The 13,217-nt window shown below is 63.5% G+C and carries 13 protein-coding genes and 1 pseudogene; 7 read left to right on the forward strand and 7 right to left on the reverse strand.

The annotated features are described in order from the left end of the window. The 3 genes from UB31_RS27650 to UB31_RS27660 form a co-directional block, all read right to left on the reverse strand. Window positions 1–560, reverse strand: a 560-nt coding sequence (locus tag UB31_RS27650; RefSeq protein WP_045009489.1) for an IS5/IS1182 family transposase, incomplete at its 3' end; no start/stop codon positions are given. 89 nt (window positions 561–649) lie between these two features. After that, window positions 650–1,465 (reverse strand): DUF2927 domain-containing protein, encoded by an 816-nt coding sequence (locus UB31_RS27655; RefSeq protein ID WP_045003457.1) that lies wholly within the window; start codon window positions 1,463–1,465, stop codon window positions 650–652. Between the two features lie 83 nt (window positions 1,466–1,548). Then, window positions 1,549–2,127 (reverse strand): L,D-transpeptidase, encoded by a 579-nt coding sequence (locus tag UB31_RS27660; protein WP_045003455.1) that lies wholly within the window; start codon window positions 2,125–2,127, stop codon window positions 1,549–1,551. A 282-nt stretch (window positions 2,128–2,409) separates the two neighbouring features. On the opposite strand from UB31_RS27660, the gene UB31_RS27665 reads away from it, so the two are divergent. Continuing rightward, on the forward strand, window positions 2,410–3,957 hold the full coding sequence (locus UB31_RS27665) for an acetolactate synthase large subunit (protein ID WP_045003453.1): 1,548 nt from the start codon (window positions 2,410–2,412) through the stop codon (window positions 3,955–3,957). 40 nt (window positions 3,958–3,997) lie between these two features. Then, on the forward strand, window positions 3,998–4,516 hold the full coding sequence (locus tag UB31_RS27670; protein WP_045003451.1) for a hypothetical protein: 519 nt from the start codon (window positions 3,998–4,000) through the stop codon (window positions 4,514–4,516). A 114-nt stretch (window positions 4,517–4,630) separates the two neighbouring features. Here UB31_RS27670 and UB31_RS27675 read toward each other — a convergent pair whose 3' ends face one another. The 3 genes from UB31_RS27675 to UB31_RS27685 form a co-directional block, all read right to left on the reverse strand. Next, complete coding sequence (locus tag UB31_RS27675) at window positions 4,631–5,635, reverse strand: methyltransferase (RefSeq protein ID WP_045013291.1); 1,005 nt, start codon at window positions 5,633–5,635, stop codon at window positions 4,631–4,633. A 336-nt stretch (window positions 5,636–5,971) separates the two neighbouring features. Then, window positions 5,972–7,513, reverse strand: coding sequence for a peroxidase family protein (locus UB31_RS27680; protein WP_045003449.1), 1,542 nt, complete (start codon window positions 7,511–7,513; stop codon window positions 5,972–5,974). Between the two features lie 332 nt (window positions 7,514–7,845). Beyond that, window positions 7,846–8,082, reverse strand: coding sequence for a DUF3551 domain-containing protein (locus UB31_RS27685; protein ID WP_045003448.1), 237 nt, complete (start codon window positions 8,080–8,082; stop codon window positions 7,846–7,848). A 279-nt stretch (window positions 8,083–8,361) separates the two neighbouring features. Here UB31_RS27685 and UB31_RS27690 point away from each other — a divergent pair, with 279 nt between their 5' ends. The 3 genes from UB31_RS27690 (at window position 8,362) to greA (ending at window position 9,887) form a co-directional block, all read left to right on the forward strand. Then, entirely contained in the window at window positions 8,362–8,727 is a 366-nt protein-coding gene (locus UB31_RS27690) for a hypothetical protein (protein ID WP_045004182.1), read from the forward strand. 126 nt (window positions 8,728–8,853) lie between these two features. Then, window positions 8,854–9,336: a hypothetical protein gene (locus UB31_RS27695; RefSeq protein WP_045003447.1), complete on the forward strand. Its 483-nt coding sequence runs from the start codon at window positions 8,854–8,856 to the stop codon at window positions 9,334–9,336. 68 nt (window positions 9,337–9,404) lie between these two features. Next, window positions 9,405–9,887, forward strand: coding sequence for a transcription elongation factor GreA (gene greA / locus UB31_RS27700; protein ID WP_045003446.1), 483 nt, complete (start codon window positions 9,405–9,407; stop codon window positions 9,885–9,887). Between the two features lie 269 nt (window positions 9,888–10,156). Here greA and UB31_RS27705 read toward each other — a convergent pair whose 3' ends face one another. After that, on the reverse strand, window positions 10,157–11,098 hold the full coding sequence (locus tag UB31_RS27705) for a LysR family transcriptional regulator (RefSeq protein WP_197087249.1): 942 nt from the start codon (window positions 11,096–11,098) through the stop codon (window positions 10,157–10,159). Between the two features lie 155 nt (window positions 11,099–11,253). Here UB31_RS27705 and UB31_RS27710 point away from each other — a divergent pair, with 155 nt between their 5' ends. Both UB31_RS27710 and UB31_RS42690 read left to right on the forward strand, forming a co-directional pair. Beyond that, window positions 11,254–12,831: a M20/M25/M40 family metallo-hydrolase gene (locus tag UB31_RS27710; RefSeq protein WP_050044846.1), complete on the forward strand. Its 1,578-nt coding sequence runs from the start codon at window positions 11,254–11,256 to the stop codon at window positions 12,829–12,831. A 166-nt stretch (window positions 12,832–12,997) separates the two neighbouring features. Next, window positions 12,998–13,087 (forward strand): annotated as a pseudogene (locus UB31_RS42690) (transcription elongation factor GreA); the annotation flags it as partial. Window positions 13,088–13,217 lie beyond the last annotated feature (130 nt).

Raw genomic sequence — 13,217 nt, forward strand, 5'->3', positions numbered from 1 at the left:
ATTTTATAGCCGAACACGCTCTTTTTGCCTTTCCGGCCCCAGCGAGCATCGCGATCCGCAGATGGTTTGGGTGGCGTATCCTCGCCATCCTTGCGTGCCTTGCGGGGCGGAGTGGCTCGTGCCGCGATTAACGAGGCGTCGACCAGCGTTCCCTGCTTGAGGATCAGCTTCTTGGCCTCCAACTGCCGATTGATCTCAGTGAAGATCTTCTCGATCAGACCGTCCTTGGCGAGTTCCTGCCGAAACCGCCACAATGTCGTGTGATCCGGGGTCTGATCGTGCAGGCTCAGACCAACAAAGCGGCGGAACGACAACCGGTCTGCAATGGCCGCTTCCAGCGCGGGATCAGACAGATTGTGCCAGATCCCGGCGAGCAAGCAGCGAAGCAAGACTTCCGCCGGATAGCTGCTGTTGCCGGCACCATCGCCGCCCCGCTTGCCAAGCAGCGAGCGCAGCGGCGCCCAATCCACAACAGCCTCCACCTCATCCAGGATGCTGCTTCGCGGTGCCCGAACCAGGCCATCCGCCAAGCTCATCTGACCGACATTGCGCTCAACCATGGCTCCCCTCGCTAGAATCAGCCATGATTCAAAGAATCACGTGCAGCCGATTATGCAAAGCCCTCACAAGGGGAGAGGGAAAGAGGGCGTCACTCCTTCAGATCATTCACCCGCTTCACCCAGGCGCGCACGTCGACGAGCACCTCGGGCAGCACCGACCTCACCTCAAGCACGGTCATCCCCGCTTTGATGCGGGGATCGTAGAGTACATTGAGGATGTATTGGTCGTAGACGTCGAAATAGCCCATCGAGACATTGTCGTTGAACATGGTCCAGGGCACGCTCGCGGTGTCGTTGATCGGGCCGAGCGATTGCAGCAGCTCCTCATAGGCGCAGTCGAGGAAGGTGAAGTCGCCATTGTCGACGGTGAGGATGACGTCGGAATGCTCGATCTCGAAATTGTCGTTCTTGCGGAAGCCGGACAGGCATTGCGGATCGAGCGAGGTGCGGATCTCGCGCGCCCTCTCGGCGCCGTAGAAGCTGGTGATGGTGCGGTAGAGATCGCGGTCGCGCACCAGCTTCACCCGCACATTCGCCGCCTCGCTGGTGTCGGTCATGGCGATGTCGAGATGCTGCACGCGGGTGCCGATGTCGGCCACGACCTTGGCAAGCTGCGTCTTGCGATCGGCGCGGTCGGTCTCGGCAAATACCCGCACCGGCCCGTCGAATTTGCGGATGCGGTCGACGCGGCCGGCGAGGTGGTATTCAGCGCCGAATGCGGTCTTCAGGAAGCCGTCGACAATCTCGGCGTCGGTAAAGCTCTTCTTCTCGGCGCGCTGGCGCGACGCGATCGCGGGCAGTTCGCCTGCCGCGGCCATGGTAGCGGTGTCACCGGCGAATGTGAGCGCTGCGAGCGCCAGCAGGGCGAAGCGAAGGCAAAGCGAGGGCGAGTTTAATGCGCTCATCGTTACGCGACGCTGCCGTATTCGTTGGCTGCGCACAAGTCCGCATATTCACGCGCCCTGCGGGTTCCCGCTGTGGCCGAGCGCTAGTTGTTCAGCACGACCACGGTGGTGCCGACCCCGACGCGGCCATAGAGATCGGTGACGTCGTCATTGGTCATGCGGAAACAGCCCGAGGACACCGCCTGGCCGATCGTCTCCGGCTCGTTGGAGCCGTGGATGCGGTAGAGCGTCGAGCCCAGATACATCGCGCGCGCGCCGAGCGGGTTTTCAATGCCGCCCTTCATGTGGCGCGGCAGGTCCGGCCGGCGTGCGATCATCTGCGACGGCGGCGTCCATTCCGGCCACTCCTTCTTGGCGGTGATCTTGTGCACCCCGCCCCAGCGGAAGCCGTCGCGGCCGACGCCGATGCCGTAGCGCAGCGCCTGGCCGTTCTGGAGCACCAGATAGAGCCGCCTCTCGGAGGTGTTCACCACGATCGTGCCGGGGGCGTAATTGCCGGAATAGTTCACGGTGGTGCGGGGGATCGGGCTCGAGCCGCCGCGGAAGAAGTTGGGGCCGCCGCCCATGATGTCGCGCGAGTCGAATTCTTCGGCGCGTGCGCCGCCGGCGGTGGCCGTCAGCAGTGCGATGGCGGCGATCGGCGCGGCAAAAAACCGGATCATTGTTTCCCCCAGCAAAAAAATCGATTCAACGAGAGCCAGAGGCCATATTTGCGGGGTTTCCGCAAGCCACGCCCCCGTGAGGCAGATCCTTTACGAATAAGCCATCCTTAACGAATGGCGTTACCAAATTCGGAAGCCGCGCCGGTCTGCCGAAAAAACATTATCCAAACCGCCGCGTCGTCGGGCCGGGCAGGGCAGCAATGCCGCCTATTGCTTTGACGGAGGCGGCGAACAATGATTGATCGGACGGATTATTGGACATTGCCGGTTGGGAGCTGACGGATGAACGGTGCGGAAAGCCTGGTGCGGACGATGGTCAAGGGTGGGGTCGACGTCTGCTTCTCCAACCCCGGCACCTCCGAGATGCATTTTGTCGCAGCGCTCGACCGCGTGCCCGGCATGCGCTGCGTGCTCGGCCTGTTTGAAGGCGTCGTGACCGGTGCCGCCGACGGCTATTTCCGCATGAAGGGCACGCCGGCCTCGACGCTGCTGCATCTCGGCCCCGGCCTCGCCAACGGCCTTGCCAATCTGCACAACGCCAAGAAGGCGAATTCCGGCATCGTCAACATCGTCGGCCAGCACGCGGTCTACCACATCGACTACAACGCGCCGCTGACCTCCGACATCGAGGGCCTGGCCCGGCCGATGTCGTCCTGGGTCCGCACCTCGCCGAACTCCAAATCGGTCGCCGCCGACGGTGCCGCGGCGATCGCCGCCGCCAAGAGCGCCCCACCGCAGATCGCGACCCTGATCCTGCCTGCCGACACCGCCTGGAACGAGGCCGACGGCATCGCCGAGGTGCCGGCCGAGCAGCAGCGCGCGAGCTATTCGCCGCAGGCGGTCGAGCAGGCCGCCAGGATTTTGCACGGCGACGGCGAGGGCACGCTGCTGCTGATGACCGGCAGCGCGCTGAGCGAAAAGGGCCTGGCGCTGGCCGAGCGCATCGCCGCCAAGACCGGCTGCACAGTCATGGGCCCGACCTTCCGCCCGAAGATGGCGCGCGGCCGCGGCCGCTTCTCGATCGACCGCATCCACTATGTGATCGAAAACGCGCTGCCGATGCTGGCGAAATTCCGTCACATCGTGCTGGTCGAGTCCGATGATCCCGTGGCGTTCTTCGCCTATCCGAACAAGCCGAGCATGCTCAAGCCCGACGGCTGCGACGTGCATCGCATGACCTCCTGGGGCGAGAATTCGGTCGCAGCGCTGGAAGCGCTTGCCGGCGCCGTGAAGGCGAGCGCGAAGGACGTCAAGCCGCAGGCCTTGGCTGAGCTGGTCAAGCCGACCGGCGCGCTGACCCATGCCTCGATCGCGCAGGCGATCGCGTACGCGATCCCCGAGAACGCGATCATGGTCGACGAGTCGCTCACCACCGGCCGCGCCTTCTTCCCGCCGACGGCGGCCGCCGCCCCGCACGACTGGCTCCAGAACATGGGCGGCTCGATCGGCTTCTCGACGCCGCTCTCGATCGGCGCCGCGATCGCGTGCCCGGACCGCAAGGTGATCTGCATGGTCGGCGACGGCAGCGCGATGTACACGATCCAGTCGCTGTGGACGCAGGCTAGAGAGAACCTCAACATCGTCACCATCGTGTTCGCCAACCGCATCTACCAGATCCTGCGTGGCGAGTTCGACAATGTCGGTGCCGGTGAGCCCGGCCAGCGCGCCAACGACATGCTGAAGCTCGACCGGCCGACGCTGGATTTCGTGGCGCTGGCAAAGGGCATGGGCGTGCCCGGCCGCGCCGTCACCAACGCGGACGAGTTCAACAAGGCGCTGGCCGAAGCCGTCGCCGAGCCGGGCCCGCGGCTGATCGAAGTTCAGATGTAAGGGCGCTTACGACACGGAGCGCCAAAGGCCCGGAGGCACGATGCAGACCGAGCTGAACAAGGTGATTGCGGCGCTCCGGGAGTTTTACGCGCACGAAGGGTTCCTGTTCGAGAAAGACATCGGCGAGCGTGCCATCACGCACCGCTTCGCCGTCTATCTCGAGCGGCAGTTCTCCGGCTGGGCCGTCGATTGCAATTACGACCGGCTCGGCGAGCGTACGCTGCATCTGCCGCACGGCACGATCATCTCGACCGACGATCATCTCGGCAAGTCGATCTATCCCGACGTCGTCGTGCATCAGCGCGAGATCCCGAACAATCTGCTCACCGTCGAGATCCGCAAGGCGAGCAATCACACGCCGGTGGAGCATGACCAGCACAAGCTGAAGGCGCTGACCGACCCGCATGTCTGGTTCGCCTATTGGATCGGCGTGCTGCTGGTGCTCGACAAGCAGCGTGTGACGATGTCCGAGGTCTATGTCGGCGGTGTCGTGGATCAACCAAACTCGCTCTGGTTCGCGACGCGCCTCGCGGAGCTCGGCCTCGGAGCCGCGCATTAGGGCGTGTACTCCCAAACGTCAGATCTCAAGGACAAAGCGGAAGTCGCTCCGCTTGGCCAGCATCGACTGCTTATGACCCGGAACGGATGTCACCGAGGCCGGGCCGCCTTGTGCTCAATATGGCCGGGCCTCGATGACATTGATTCTACCCGCTGGCACAACGCGCGCCAGCTCGAAGCCAGACTTGGCAAGCAGGTCAGAGAACTCGTCACGAGTCCGCTCCCGCCCACCCGGCAAAGCCAACATGTGGAGGTCCATGAATTTTGTCGCCGGTACTTCGTTCGCTGGCGCGATAATTCGCTCGATGAGAACCAACTTCGCCGTCTCCCGCATCGCACGCCGGCACGCCTTCAAAATGGCGATCGCTTCGTCATCGTCCCAATCGTGAATCACCACCCGCATCACGTAGGCATCTCCGCCTTCAGGTACCGATTCGAAGAAACTTCCGCCTACCATTCGGCAACGGTCGACGACGCCGTGCGCTTCCAGAACCGCCTCGGCTCCGGCAATGACCCCTGGCTGATCGAACAACGTGCCTTGCATCCGGGGATGAGCGGTAAGAATGGCTGCCAGCATTAAGCCGCGTCCGCCACCCACATCCACAACATGATGGAAAGCGGAGAAATCATACGCGCCGATAACGGCTTCAGCGCCGCCGCGCGAAAACTCCGTCATGGCGCGATCGAAGACCGCGCTCTCCTCCGGACGTTCGGCGCGATAATTCCAAATGTCCTTACCGTTGAGACTTTGAAAGGCATTCTCGCCGGTTCGAATGCTGTACAGCAGATGGCCCCATGTGCTCCAAACGTAGGGACTTCCGACGCACTCCGCCCACGCGCCGATCGGTGTCGCGGAGTCAGTGCGCAAACAATCTCCCATTGGTGTCAGCGCAAACCTTCGGTTTTCATCTTCCTCAAAAACGCCCACTGCGGCGAGCGCCCGCAGCAGTCGGTAGAGAGCGCCTGCATGGCTTTTCGTTAAGGGCGCCAATTCCTCTGCCGAACGAGAGCCGCCTTTCAGATGGTCTGCGATACGAAGAGTTGACGCGACATGAATTGCCTGTGTGACCTGAAAGCCGTTGATCAGTCCGAGGAGAGTGAGCCAAGGGTTGGATGTCACTGAAGAACCTCCGTGGGAGAGGAAGCTAAGACGCAAATTACTTTGCTCGGCGGATGCCCGTTGAACAAGTCTCCTTATGGCCCCAAGGCCGACATGGTGGCATGTCGGCCTCAATGTCGCCTTCTGAGGGCAAACCGGACGCGACGAGTTATCAGGATACGCCCTAGAGCTGGCTGAGTTTTGGTTGAATCGATGCGCGCTCAGGACGTGGTTCACCTTTCCCCATCGGGGAGAGGTGAACTACGGACAGCCTGCGAACCTATTTTCATCACGCTTTTAGCGGCAAAGGCCGCCCGCGTGACGCGAGCAGCCCTTGCATCATCGATCCTCACCAGCTTAATGCAAGGGATCGCCCTGGCCCAGCGCATAGGCAACAAGATCCTTCAGCTGGAAATTGCTGCCGGTCACCGGCGCCCAATTGGGATCGAGTGACAGCATGGACGAACTGTCGCCGAACATCATGCCGAGGAAGACTTCGGCGACGATGCGTCCACCGACCGGGCCGAGCTGCGGCGTATTGATGCCGCTCGCCGGCGCACCGGTAGCCGGGATCGTGACGGCGGTCTGGAACTGACGCGCCTCGGCGAGGATGTAGGTCCAGAGCGGGCAGTTGCCGGCGAAGGCGCCATTCGCGATCGACGCGATCGGAACTTGCGGATCGCCTGCTTCGGGAGAGTCGACGGCCCTGCCGATGGTGATCTGCTCGTCGGTCAGTGGCGTCAGGTGCATCGCCCTGGCGACAGCCTGGCCCGAGGGCAGGCCAAGCCGCCAGCTGCGTTCGAGATTGCGAAGCGCCAGCGATGCCGGATTGGAGGCGACCTCCGGCGGCAGCTTGCGCAGCGGATCGACCAGCGACGTATCGATGCGATAGGCGAACTGAAGCCGCCGCTTGTTGTCGGGATTGGTGGTGTCGTCCTCGACGCCGTAAGGGCGCGTGTCGATGTCGATGAAGCGACCCCAGTCGATGGCGCGTCCCGGACCCATGGAGCGGAAGCCGGTCAGAGCGTTGTTGTCGGGGTTGTTGGGATCGGGGAAGATCTGGAGCAGCATGTTGTCGGCGTCGTTCAGCCGATAGCCGGGACGGATCATCGAATGTCCGAGCCGATAGGCCGCGACGGAGAATTCGACCGGCATGAACGGAAAATTCTTCCAGTGGTAGTAAGCCAGCCTGCTGCGATCGTAGCGGCCCGCGGTCATGAGATCATCCAGCACGCTGGCATGGACGATGCGCGGCAGGAAGTCGTTCAGCACGACATACTGGTAGTGAAAGCGGACACGCTGTTGCACGTCCTGGAAGGAGAGGCCGTCATTGTCGTCGATCATGCGGTTGTGGAAGCGCTGCATGAGCCCCTGCAACTGCGAGACGATGCTGTTCTCGTCGTTGCGGGGATCGCCGATCAGCGCGCGGCCCTTGAAACGCGGCAAATCGTTGGCGTTGGATACGCCGGCGCCGGTCAAGGTTTCGCCGAGCAGGAACTTGCCGGCATTGTCGTACATGTAGGGCTGGTCACCCGGACCGCGTCCGTAGAGATTGTCCATATCCAGCGCGGGGGTACGGAAATCGACGAGCCCGTCAGGGTCCTGCTGCTTGGTCAGCAAGCTCACGGGATCGAAGGTGATGTCGTGATCGATGAACTGACCGAAATAGGTGTAGAGCGCGGGAATCCCGCTCTCTTCGGCATCGGGGCTGTCCTTGGGCGGGTCGAAATCGCCGACCATCTTGTCGGCCAGCGCCGAGAGGTTGGCGACGTTGTCGGCGTCATTGGGACCGAATTTCGCCGGCGTCAGATTGCGGAACATGCGGCCGAAGCGGCCCTGCGATAGCGACGAACGGGTGGCGTTCAGACCGCGCGGAGTAATAGCGTGACGGCTGCTCATCAATAACCTCCTTGAAAAGTTACGGCGGATAACGACTAAAGCTAAAGTTGTTCGTCATAAAATATGCAGGCGAGGCTAGATCGGGGAATTCGGCGTCACAAGCCGCTGCTTCACACATCGCGCGACATCGATGCGGTTCCATGAGCAAGCGTTGCGACCAAGCTGCGGATGCGCTTCGCAAATTTTTCTCGCGTCGATGCCGAATAACATTCTCGTCATCGACGACAGCGAGTGGAAGCAATGTCAGCTTCGCCGACCTAATCGGCGAAGCGATTGTCGTGGCGAAAATCGTATTCGCGTAAAAATTGTAGCGGCGTGTGCACGCCCTCGTATCATCGATAGTCGCGCCGTTGCGAGAACGCGTAGCTCGGATTGATGCCGCAATGGGCCGACGTGCCGGAGGCCGCGGCGAGGCATTGCTGATAGTTCGCGAACTGGCAATTGCCGGGATAGCCCCAGCTGCGGCCTTGCAGGCAGTATCTGTCGTTTCCGGCGTCGGCCTGGGCCGCAGGGAAGGTCGCGGCGATCAGCGCTGCGAGTGACGCGAGAGTGAGGATGGTGCGACGCATGTCAGTCTCCCTTCGAGAACGGTTGCGAGAACGCGTGGACGGGGAACATCAGCCGGGCCTCCCGTGTTCCGGGGACTCGCCCGACACTTTGTCGTACCCGTCCTTGTCTCTGCAGCGCGTGCTGCGTTCGACATGCGCTATGATGATGCAAGCCGCTGTGGGTTATGTGATCTCGACCACAGTTCGAAACCGGGTTCCGGTATCTTGAGTACACTTGCACGCGCCGATCCCGCGGGACTACGCTTCCGTCATTGAAGATCAGGCATTTTGGAGGTTCTGATGCAAAAATCATATTTGCTGGCTGCGACTGCAACGCTGGCGCTCATCATGCAAACACCGCTTGCGCTGGCGCAGAGCGCGCCGGCTGCGGGCGACACTCCGCCGGCAGCCGCGACCACCGCACCGCTTCCGCCGGCCGCGACCTCCACGCCGGCCGCGACGACAACGCCGAGCGCGGCCACCGACACACCAAGCCCGGCGACCGGCCCAAAGAAGAGCGCCGAAAAGAAGCCAGTGAAGAAGCTGCCGAAGAGGATGACGCAGCAGGAGCTCGATCATTCGATCGATAGCGGCACCGTTCCGGCACGCTATCGCAACTCGGTGCCGAAGGAGTACCAGCAATACGTTCCGTTCGAGAAGCAGTGACGGATCGCGGCGCGACGCGATTTTCGCGTTGCGCCGCGCGAGGGGAGCAAGCTCGACGCTGATTGGCGTGCCCTGTGGCGGTCTGCTGTAACGGTGCTAGAGTAGGCCAAAGCCCCGGGGGACGTGATGAGTGATGATGCGAAGGATGCTGGCCTGGTGGCGATGATCAGCAGCATCCTGGGAGGCAACAAGCGCGCAGAGGCCGCCGGGCCCCCGCCGCTTGATGGATTCGTTCAAGCCGTGCCGGCGGGTGGCACGGTCGCCGAAGTGGCGCAAATCCCCGAAGCGGAGTCTCCGAAGCTACAGGACTCATCCGTTGAAGCAGTGACCGCTGCGACGCCGGCCGCGGCTGCCAGTCAATCCCTGACGCCGGATGGCAAGCGCCGGTTGCCGGCGGAAGCCATTGCCGATCTCGTTCTCGGCGAGTTGCGCAAGATCGAGGACTTTCCGGCGTCTGGCGTCTCGGTAACCGTCTACGGCTATCGTCACTGGAACGCGATGGTCACCTTCGCGCCGTTCTCGACCACGTTCCGGAACGCCACGCGGTTCCGCCAGGCATTGCCGGATCTCGTCTTCAAGCTCCGTCGTTTCGTCGAACTTGAGATATAATCCGGGACACCACCAGCTGCGGCGCGGATGCGCCGCCGCCATCCGAAACAGTTCGATGGGATTTTGAGTTGAGCGTCGCCTTTACCAAAGAAGAGAGTGCCGAGACCGCCTCCGAAACGTTGCTGCCGGATCGTCCGATCTCGCCGCATCCCAACCTCGTGACGGAGGCAGGCCTCCAGGCGTTGCAGGCGCAGCTTCAGGACGCACGCGAGGCCTATGAAGCCGCGCAGCGCATCGAGGACGTCAACGAGAAGCGCCGGCAGTCGGCGGTGCCCTTGCGCGACGCCCGCTATTTGACGGAAAGGCTGCGCACCGCGCAGGTCATTCCCGATCCGGCCTCGACCGAGACGGTCGCCTTCGGCAGCACCGTGACCTTCAGCCGCGCCGATGGCCGCGTGCAGACCTATCGGATCGTCGGCGAGGACGAAGCGGATCCGAAGGCAGGATCGATTTCGTTCGTTGCTCCGGTCGCGAGATTGCTGATCGGCAAGGCCGTCGGCGACGTTGCAGGTTCAGGCAGTCAGGAGATCGAGATTCTATCGATCGCGTAGGCCACGTTTGCGGTGGCCGCAATGGTAGGCGCACACTCTCTCGTATGAAGATGGCTCGTCATTGAAGTCACGATTTTTCGGCTCAGTCGATATTCCCCGGCTACGTGGGGGTGGCCCGAGTGCCGCCGGTTAGCTTCATTCAAAACTTGATGCGGCCTTCCTGAACGACCGCATCGGCGTTCTGGCCACCTACATCGGCATCCCGATCTTCCTGGCGATGTGGCTGGGCTACAAGATGGTTAAGGGGACGCAGGCGCGATGAAGTAGGTCTAACCGGAACGGCGCCGGCCGCGTCGGGCCGCGCGTGCCCGCTTCGCAGGCGGACGGGCACCGCCCGCCTCGGTCAATTGCGCACGCAAGAACGCAAGGAAGCTTCGCACTACCTCCGGCAGCGTGCGGTCGGCCAGCGTATGCAACTCGACCGCGCGCCCGCGCATTCCGGGCTCGCGGATTTCCGCCGCGTGCAACTCGCCCCTCCGCAAGCGCTCGCGCACGGTGATTTCGCCCGCAATGGCCAGCCCGCCGCCGTTCAGGACAAAGTTGGCGAGCGCCTCGAAGCGGTTGCTGACCAGCACCGGTTCGAACACGAGGCCCCGGTTGCTGCAGCCCACGTCGAACAACTGGCGCACGGTGTTGTCGGCGCTGCTGAGCGCGATGGGGAAGGGATGCATCTGCGCCAGGGTCACGCTGCGCGACCCGGCCAGCGCATGGTCGGGCCGCATGATCGCAAAAACCGAGGCCGGCTGGCGATGCTCGACCCGGATGCCGCGCACGGCGGCGCGGCTGTAGGTCAGGCCGATGTCCGCGTCGCCGAGCAACACGGCATCGCTGACCTGGGTCGGGCCGACCGCATGGAGCAGGAACTGGACGCCCGGATACTGCACCCGAAACGTCGCGATGGCGCGCGGCAGGAACTCGCTGGCGAAGCCCGAGGAGCTGACAATGCGCACCCGTCCGCGCAGCGGCCCCTGCAACGCCTGGATGTCCGACAGCACGCGCTCCGCCTCCAGCGCGCCCCGCAGGGCATGCGCCGCCAGCAATTCGCCCGCGGCGCTGGGGACCATGCCGCGTGGCCGGCGCTCGAACAATGGCACGCCCAGCAGCGTTTCCAGCGCCGCCACCTGACGGCTGACGGCCGAGATGCTGACGCTCAGCCGCGCGGCCGCCTCAGTGAGCGAACCGCTGCGGGCCACTTCGAGGAAATAGCGCAACGAGGTTTCCTGCAGACGGCGGCTTGGCATGGTGGTGGGGTGATCCGATTTGCAGGAAACGCAAAGATACCTCAGGAAAACGGTAATTGTGGAAAAGGTGGCGGCTTTTTATGCTTCGTGAAGCCCTTCCTTCGTGCTGTTGCCTGGTGCTGTCCATGCCCTTTGAATTTACTTCCACCGCCTCTTCCTCGCAGACCCGCCGGCGCCGGCGCAGCCTCATCGCGCTGCTTCCCGCCGCCTGCCTGTTCATGGGGCACGGTGCCGCAGGCACCGAACTCGCCCCAGCCGAGGCCGAGCGCTACGCGCAGGCGACTTACCGCGAGTACTTCGAACTGCTGTCCCTGCCCGACGATGCCACCGTGGCGGAGGACATCCGCAAGAACGTTGACTGGCTGGAACTGACCTTCCGCAAGCGCGGTTTCACGACACGGCAGTTGCCCAACAACGGCAAGCCGATGCTCTATGCCGAATACCCGGGCAGCGACCCCGCGCGCAAGACCGTGCTGTTTTACATGCACCTCGACGGCCAGCCGGTGATTCCCGCGCAGTGGGCGCAGAAGAGTCCGTGGACGCCCGTGCTCAAGCGCAGGACGGACAGGGGCGACTGGGAGGAGATCGATGCTGCCCCACTCTTCAACGGCCCGCTTGACCCGGAGTGGCGCGTGTTCGCACGGGCATCGGCGGACGACAAGGGCCCGATCATGATGCTGCTGGCAGCCATCGATGCACTGAAGGCCAGCGGCGGCCAGCCGGCGATCAACGTCAAGGTGATCCTCGACAGCGAGGAAGAAAAGGGCTCTCCGTACATCGACAAGGTCATGCAGGCGCACCGCGACCTGCTGCGCTGCGATGCCTTCGTGATCCACGACGGCCCCATGCACGCCACCAATCGACCCACGCTGGTGTTCGGCAATCGCGGCGCGGCCGATGCGCGGCTGACCGTGTATGGCGCCAAGGTGCCGCTGCACAGCGGGCATTACGGCAACTACGCGCCCAACCCCGCCCAGCGGCTGGCCAGCCTGTTGGCGTCAATGAAGGACGACCAGGGGCGGGTGACGGTTCCCGGCTACTACGATCGCGTCAGGATCGGCGAGGCCGACCGCAGGATCATGGCCGCCGTGCCCGACGACGAGACCGAGCTGAAGCGGCGTCTGGGTATTGCCCGGGCCGACGGGGTCGGCGCCAACTACCAGGAAGCGATGCAGTACCCTTCGCTCAATGTGCGCGGCATGGCCTCCGCCGCGGTGGGCGACAAGGTCGCGAACATTGTCCCCGACAAGGCCGTGGCCGAGATGGACCTGCGCACCACTCCGGACTCCGATGCACCCTATCTCGGCAAGCTGATCGAGGCGCACATCGAGAAGCAGGGCTATCACCTCGTGAAGGACGCGCCGACCGACGAAGAGCGAAGCCGCTACGACAAGCTTGCGAGCTTCACCTACCGCAGCGAGGGGGCCAACGCCGCGGCTTCGCCGATCGACACACCGATCGGCCAATGGGCCTACAAGGCATTGATCGACACCTTCGGCGCCACGCCCGAGCCCGTTCGCATCCGGATGGTGGGGGGCACGGTGCCGACCGCGGAGATCGTGCGCGTGCTGCAGGTGCCTTTCGTCCTCATCCCGCTGGTGAATGCGGACAACAACCAGCATGCAGCCAACGAGAACCTGCGCATGGGCAACTACGTGAGCGGCGTGCGAACCGTCTACGGCTTGATGACGCACGGGTTCTGAGCGGTTCCGGGAGCGCCGGTGTTTCCAGTCAGGCCTTCTTGCCTCGCTTCTGCGCCTGCTCGCACTACACCTCACGAGAAGTCGCACTGCTCGCGGTCGGCTCACTTGAAAGAGTGAGCGGCGCGTCACGCCGGTCGGGGGGTCCTTTGTCGGGCGGCGAGGCACATCCCCGGTTGCGAGGTTGCTGATCGGGAAGGTCGTCGGTGACGTCGTCGGTTCAGGCGCGCAAGAGATCGAGATTCTATCGATCAGGTAGGGGGCGGTGAGGACGAGGGGGATTGCGTGGGCAAAGGGTGCTATCCTGATTTCCATTGCACTGTCGCTGTCCGGAACGGAGTCCATGGGACCTGAAGCACGAGGGAAGCAGAGCCCCGGCAGCCGCGCCG

The organism is Bradyrhizobium sp. LTSP849 (assembly GCF_000938255.1).
Classification (GTDB): domain Bacteria; phylum Pseudomonadota; class Alphaproteobacteria; order Rhizobiales; family Xanthobacteraceae; genus Bradyrhizobium.

Bases quoted from the DNA above. Each gene is read 5' to 3' on its own strand.
- UB31_RS27690 (WP_045004182.1), top strand. From the start codon at position 8,362: ATGCAAAAATCATATTTGCTGGCTGCGACTGCAACGCTGGCGCTCATC.
- UB31_RS27695 (WP_045003447.1), top strand. From the start codon at position 8,854: ATGAGTGATGATGCGAAGGATGCTGGCCTGGTGGCGATGATCAGCAGC.
- UB31_RS27655 (WP_045003457.1), bottom strand. From the start codon at position 1,465: ATGAGCGCATTAAACTCGCCCTCGCTTTGCCTTCGCTTCGCCCTGCTG.
- UB31_RS27670 (WP_045003451.1), top strand. From the start codon at position 3,998: ATGCAGACCGAGCTGAACAAGGTGATTGCGGCGCTCCGGGAGTTTTAC.
- UB31_RS27710 (WP_050044846.1), top strand. From the start codon at position 11,254: ATGCCCTTTGAATTTACTTCCACCGCCTCTTCCTCGCAGACCCGCCGG.
- UB31_RS27665 (WP_045003453.1), top strand. From the start codon at position 2,410: ATGAACGGTGCGGAAAGCCTGGTGCGGACGATGGTCAAGGGTGGGGTC.
- UB31_RS27680 (WP_045003449.1), bottom strand. From the start codon at position 7,513: ATGAGCAGCCGTCACGCTATTACTCCGCGCGGTCTGAACGCCACCCGT.
- UB31_RS27685 (WP_045003448.1), bottom strand. From the start codon at position 8,082: ATGCGTCGCACCATCCTCACTCTCGCGTCACTCGCAGCGCTGATCGCC.
- UB31_RS27660 (WP_045003455.1), bottom strand. From the start codon at position 2,127: ATGATCCGGTTTTTTGCCGCGCCGATCGCCGCCATCGCACTGCTGACG.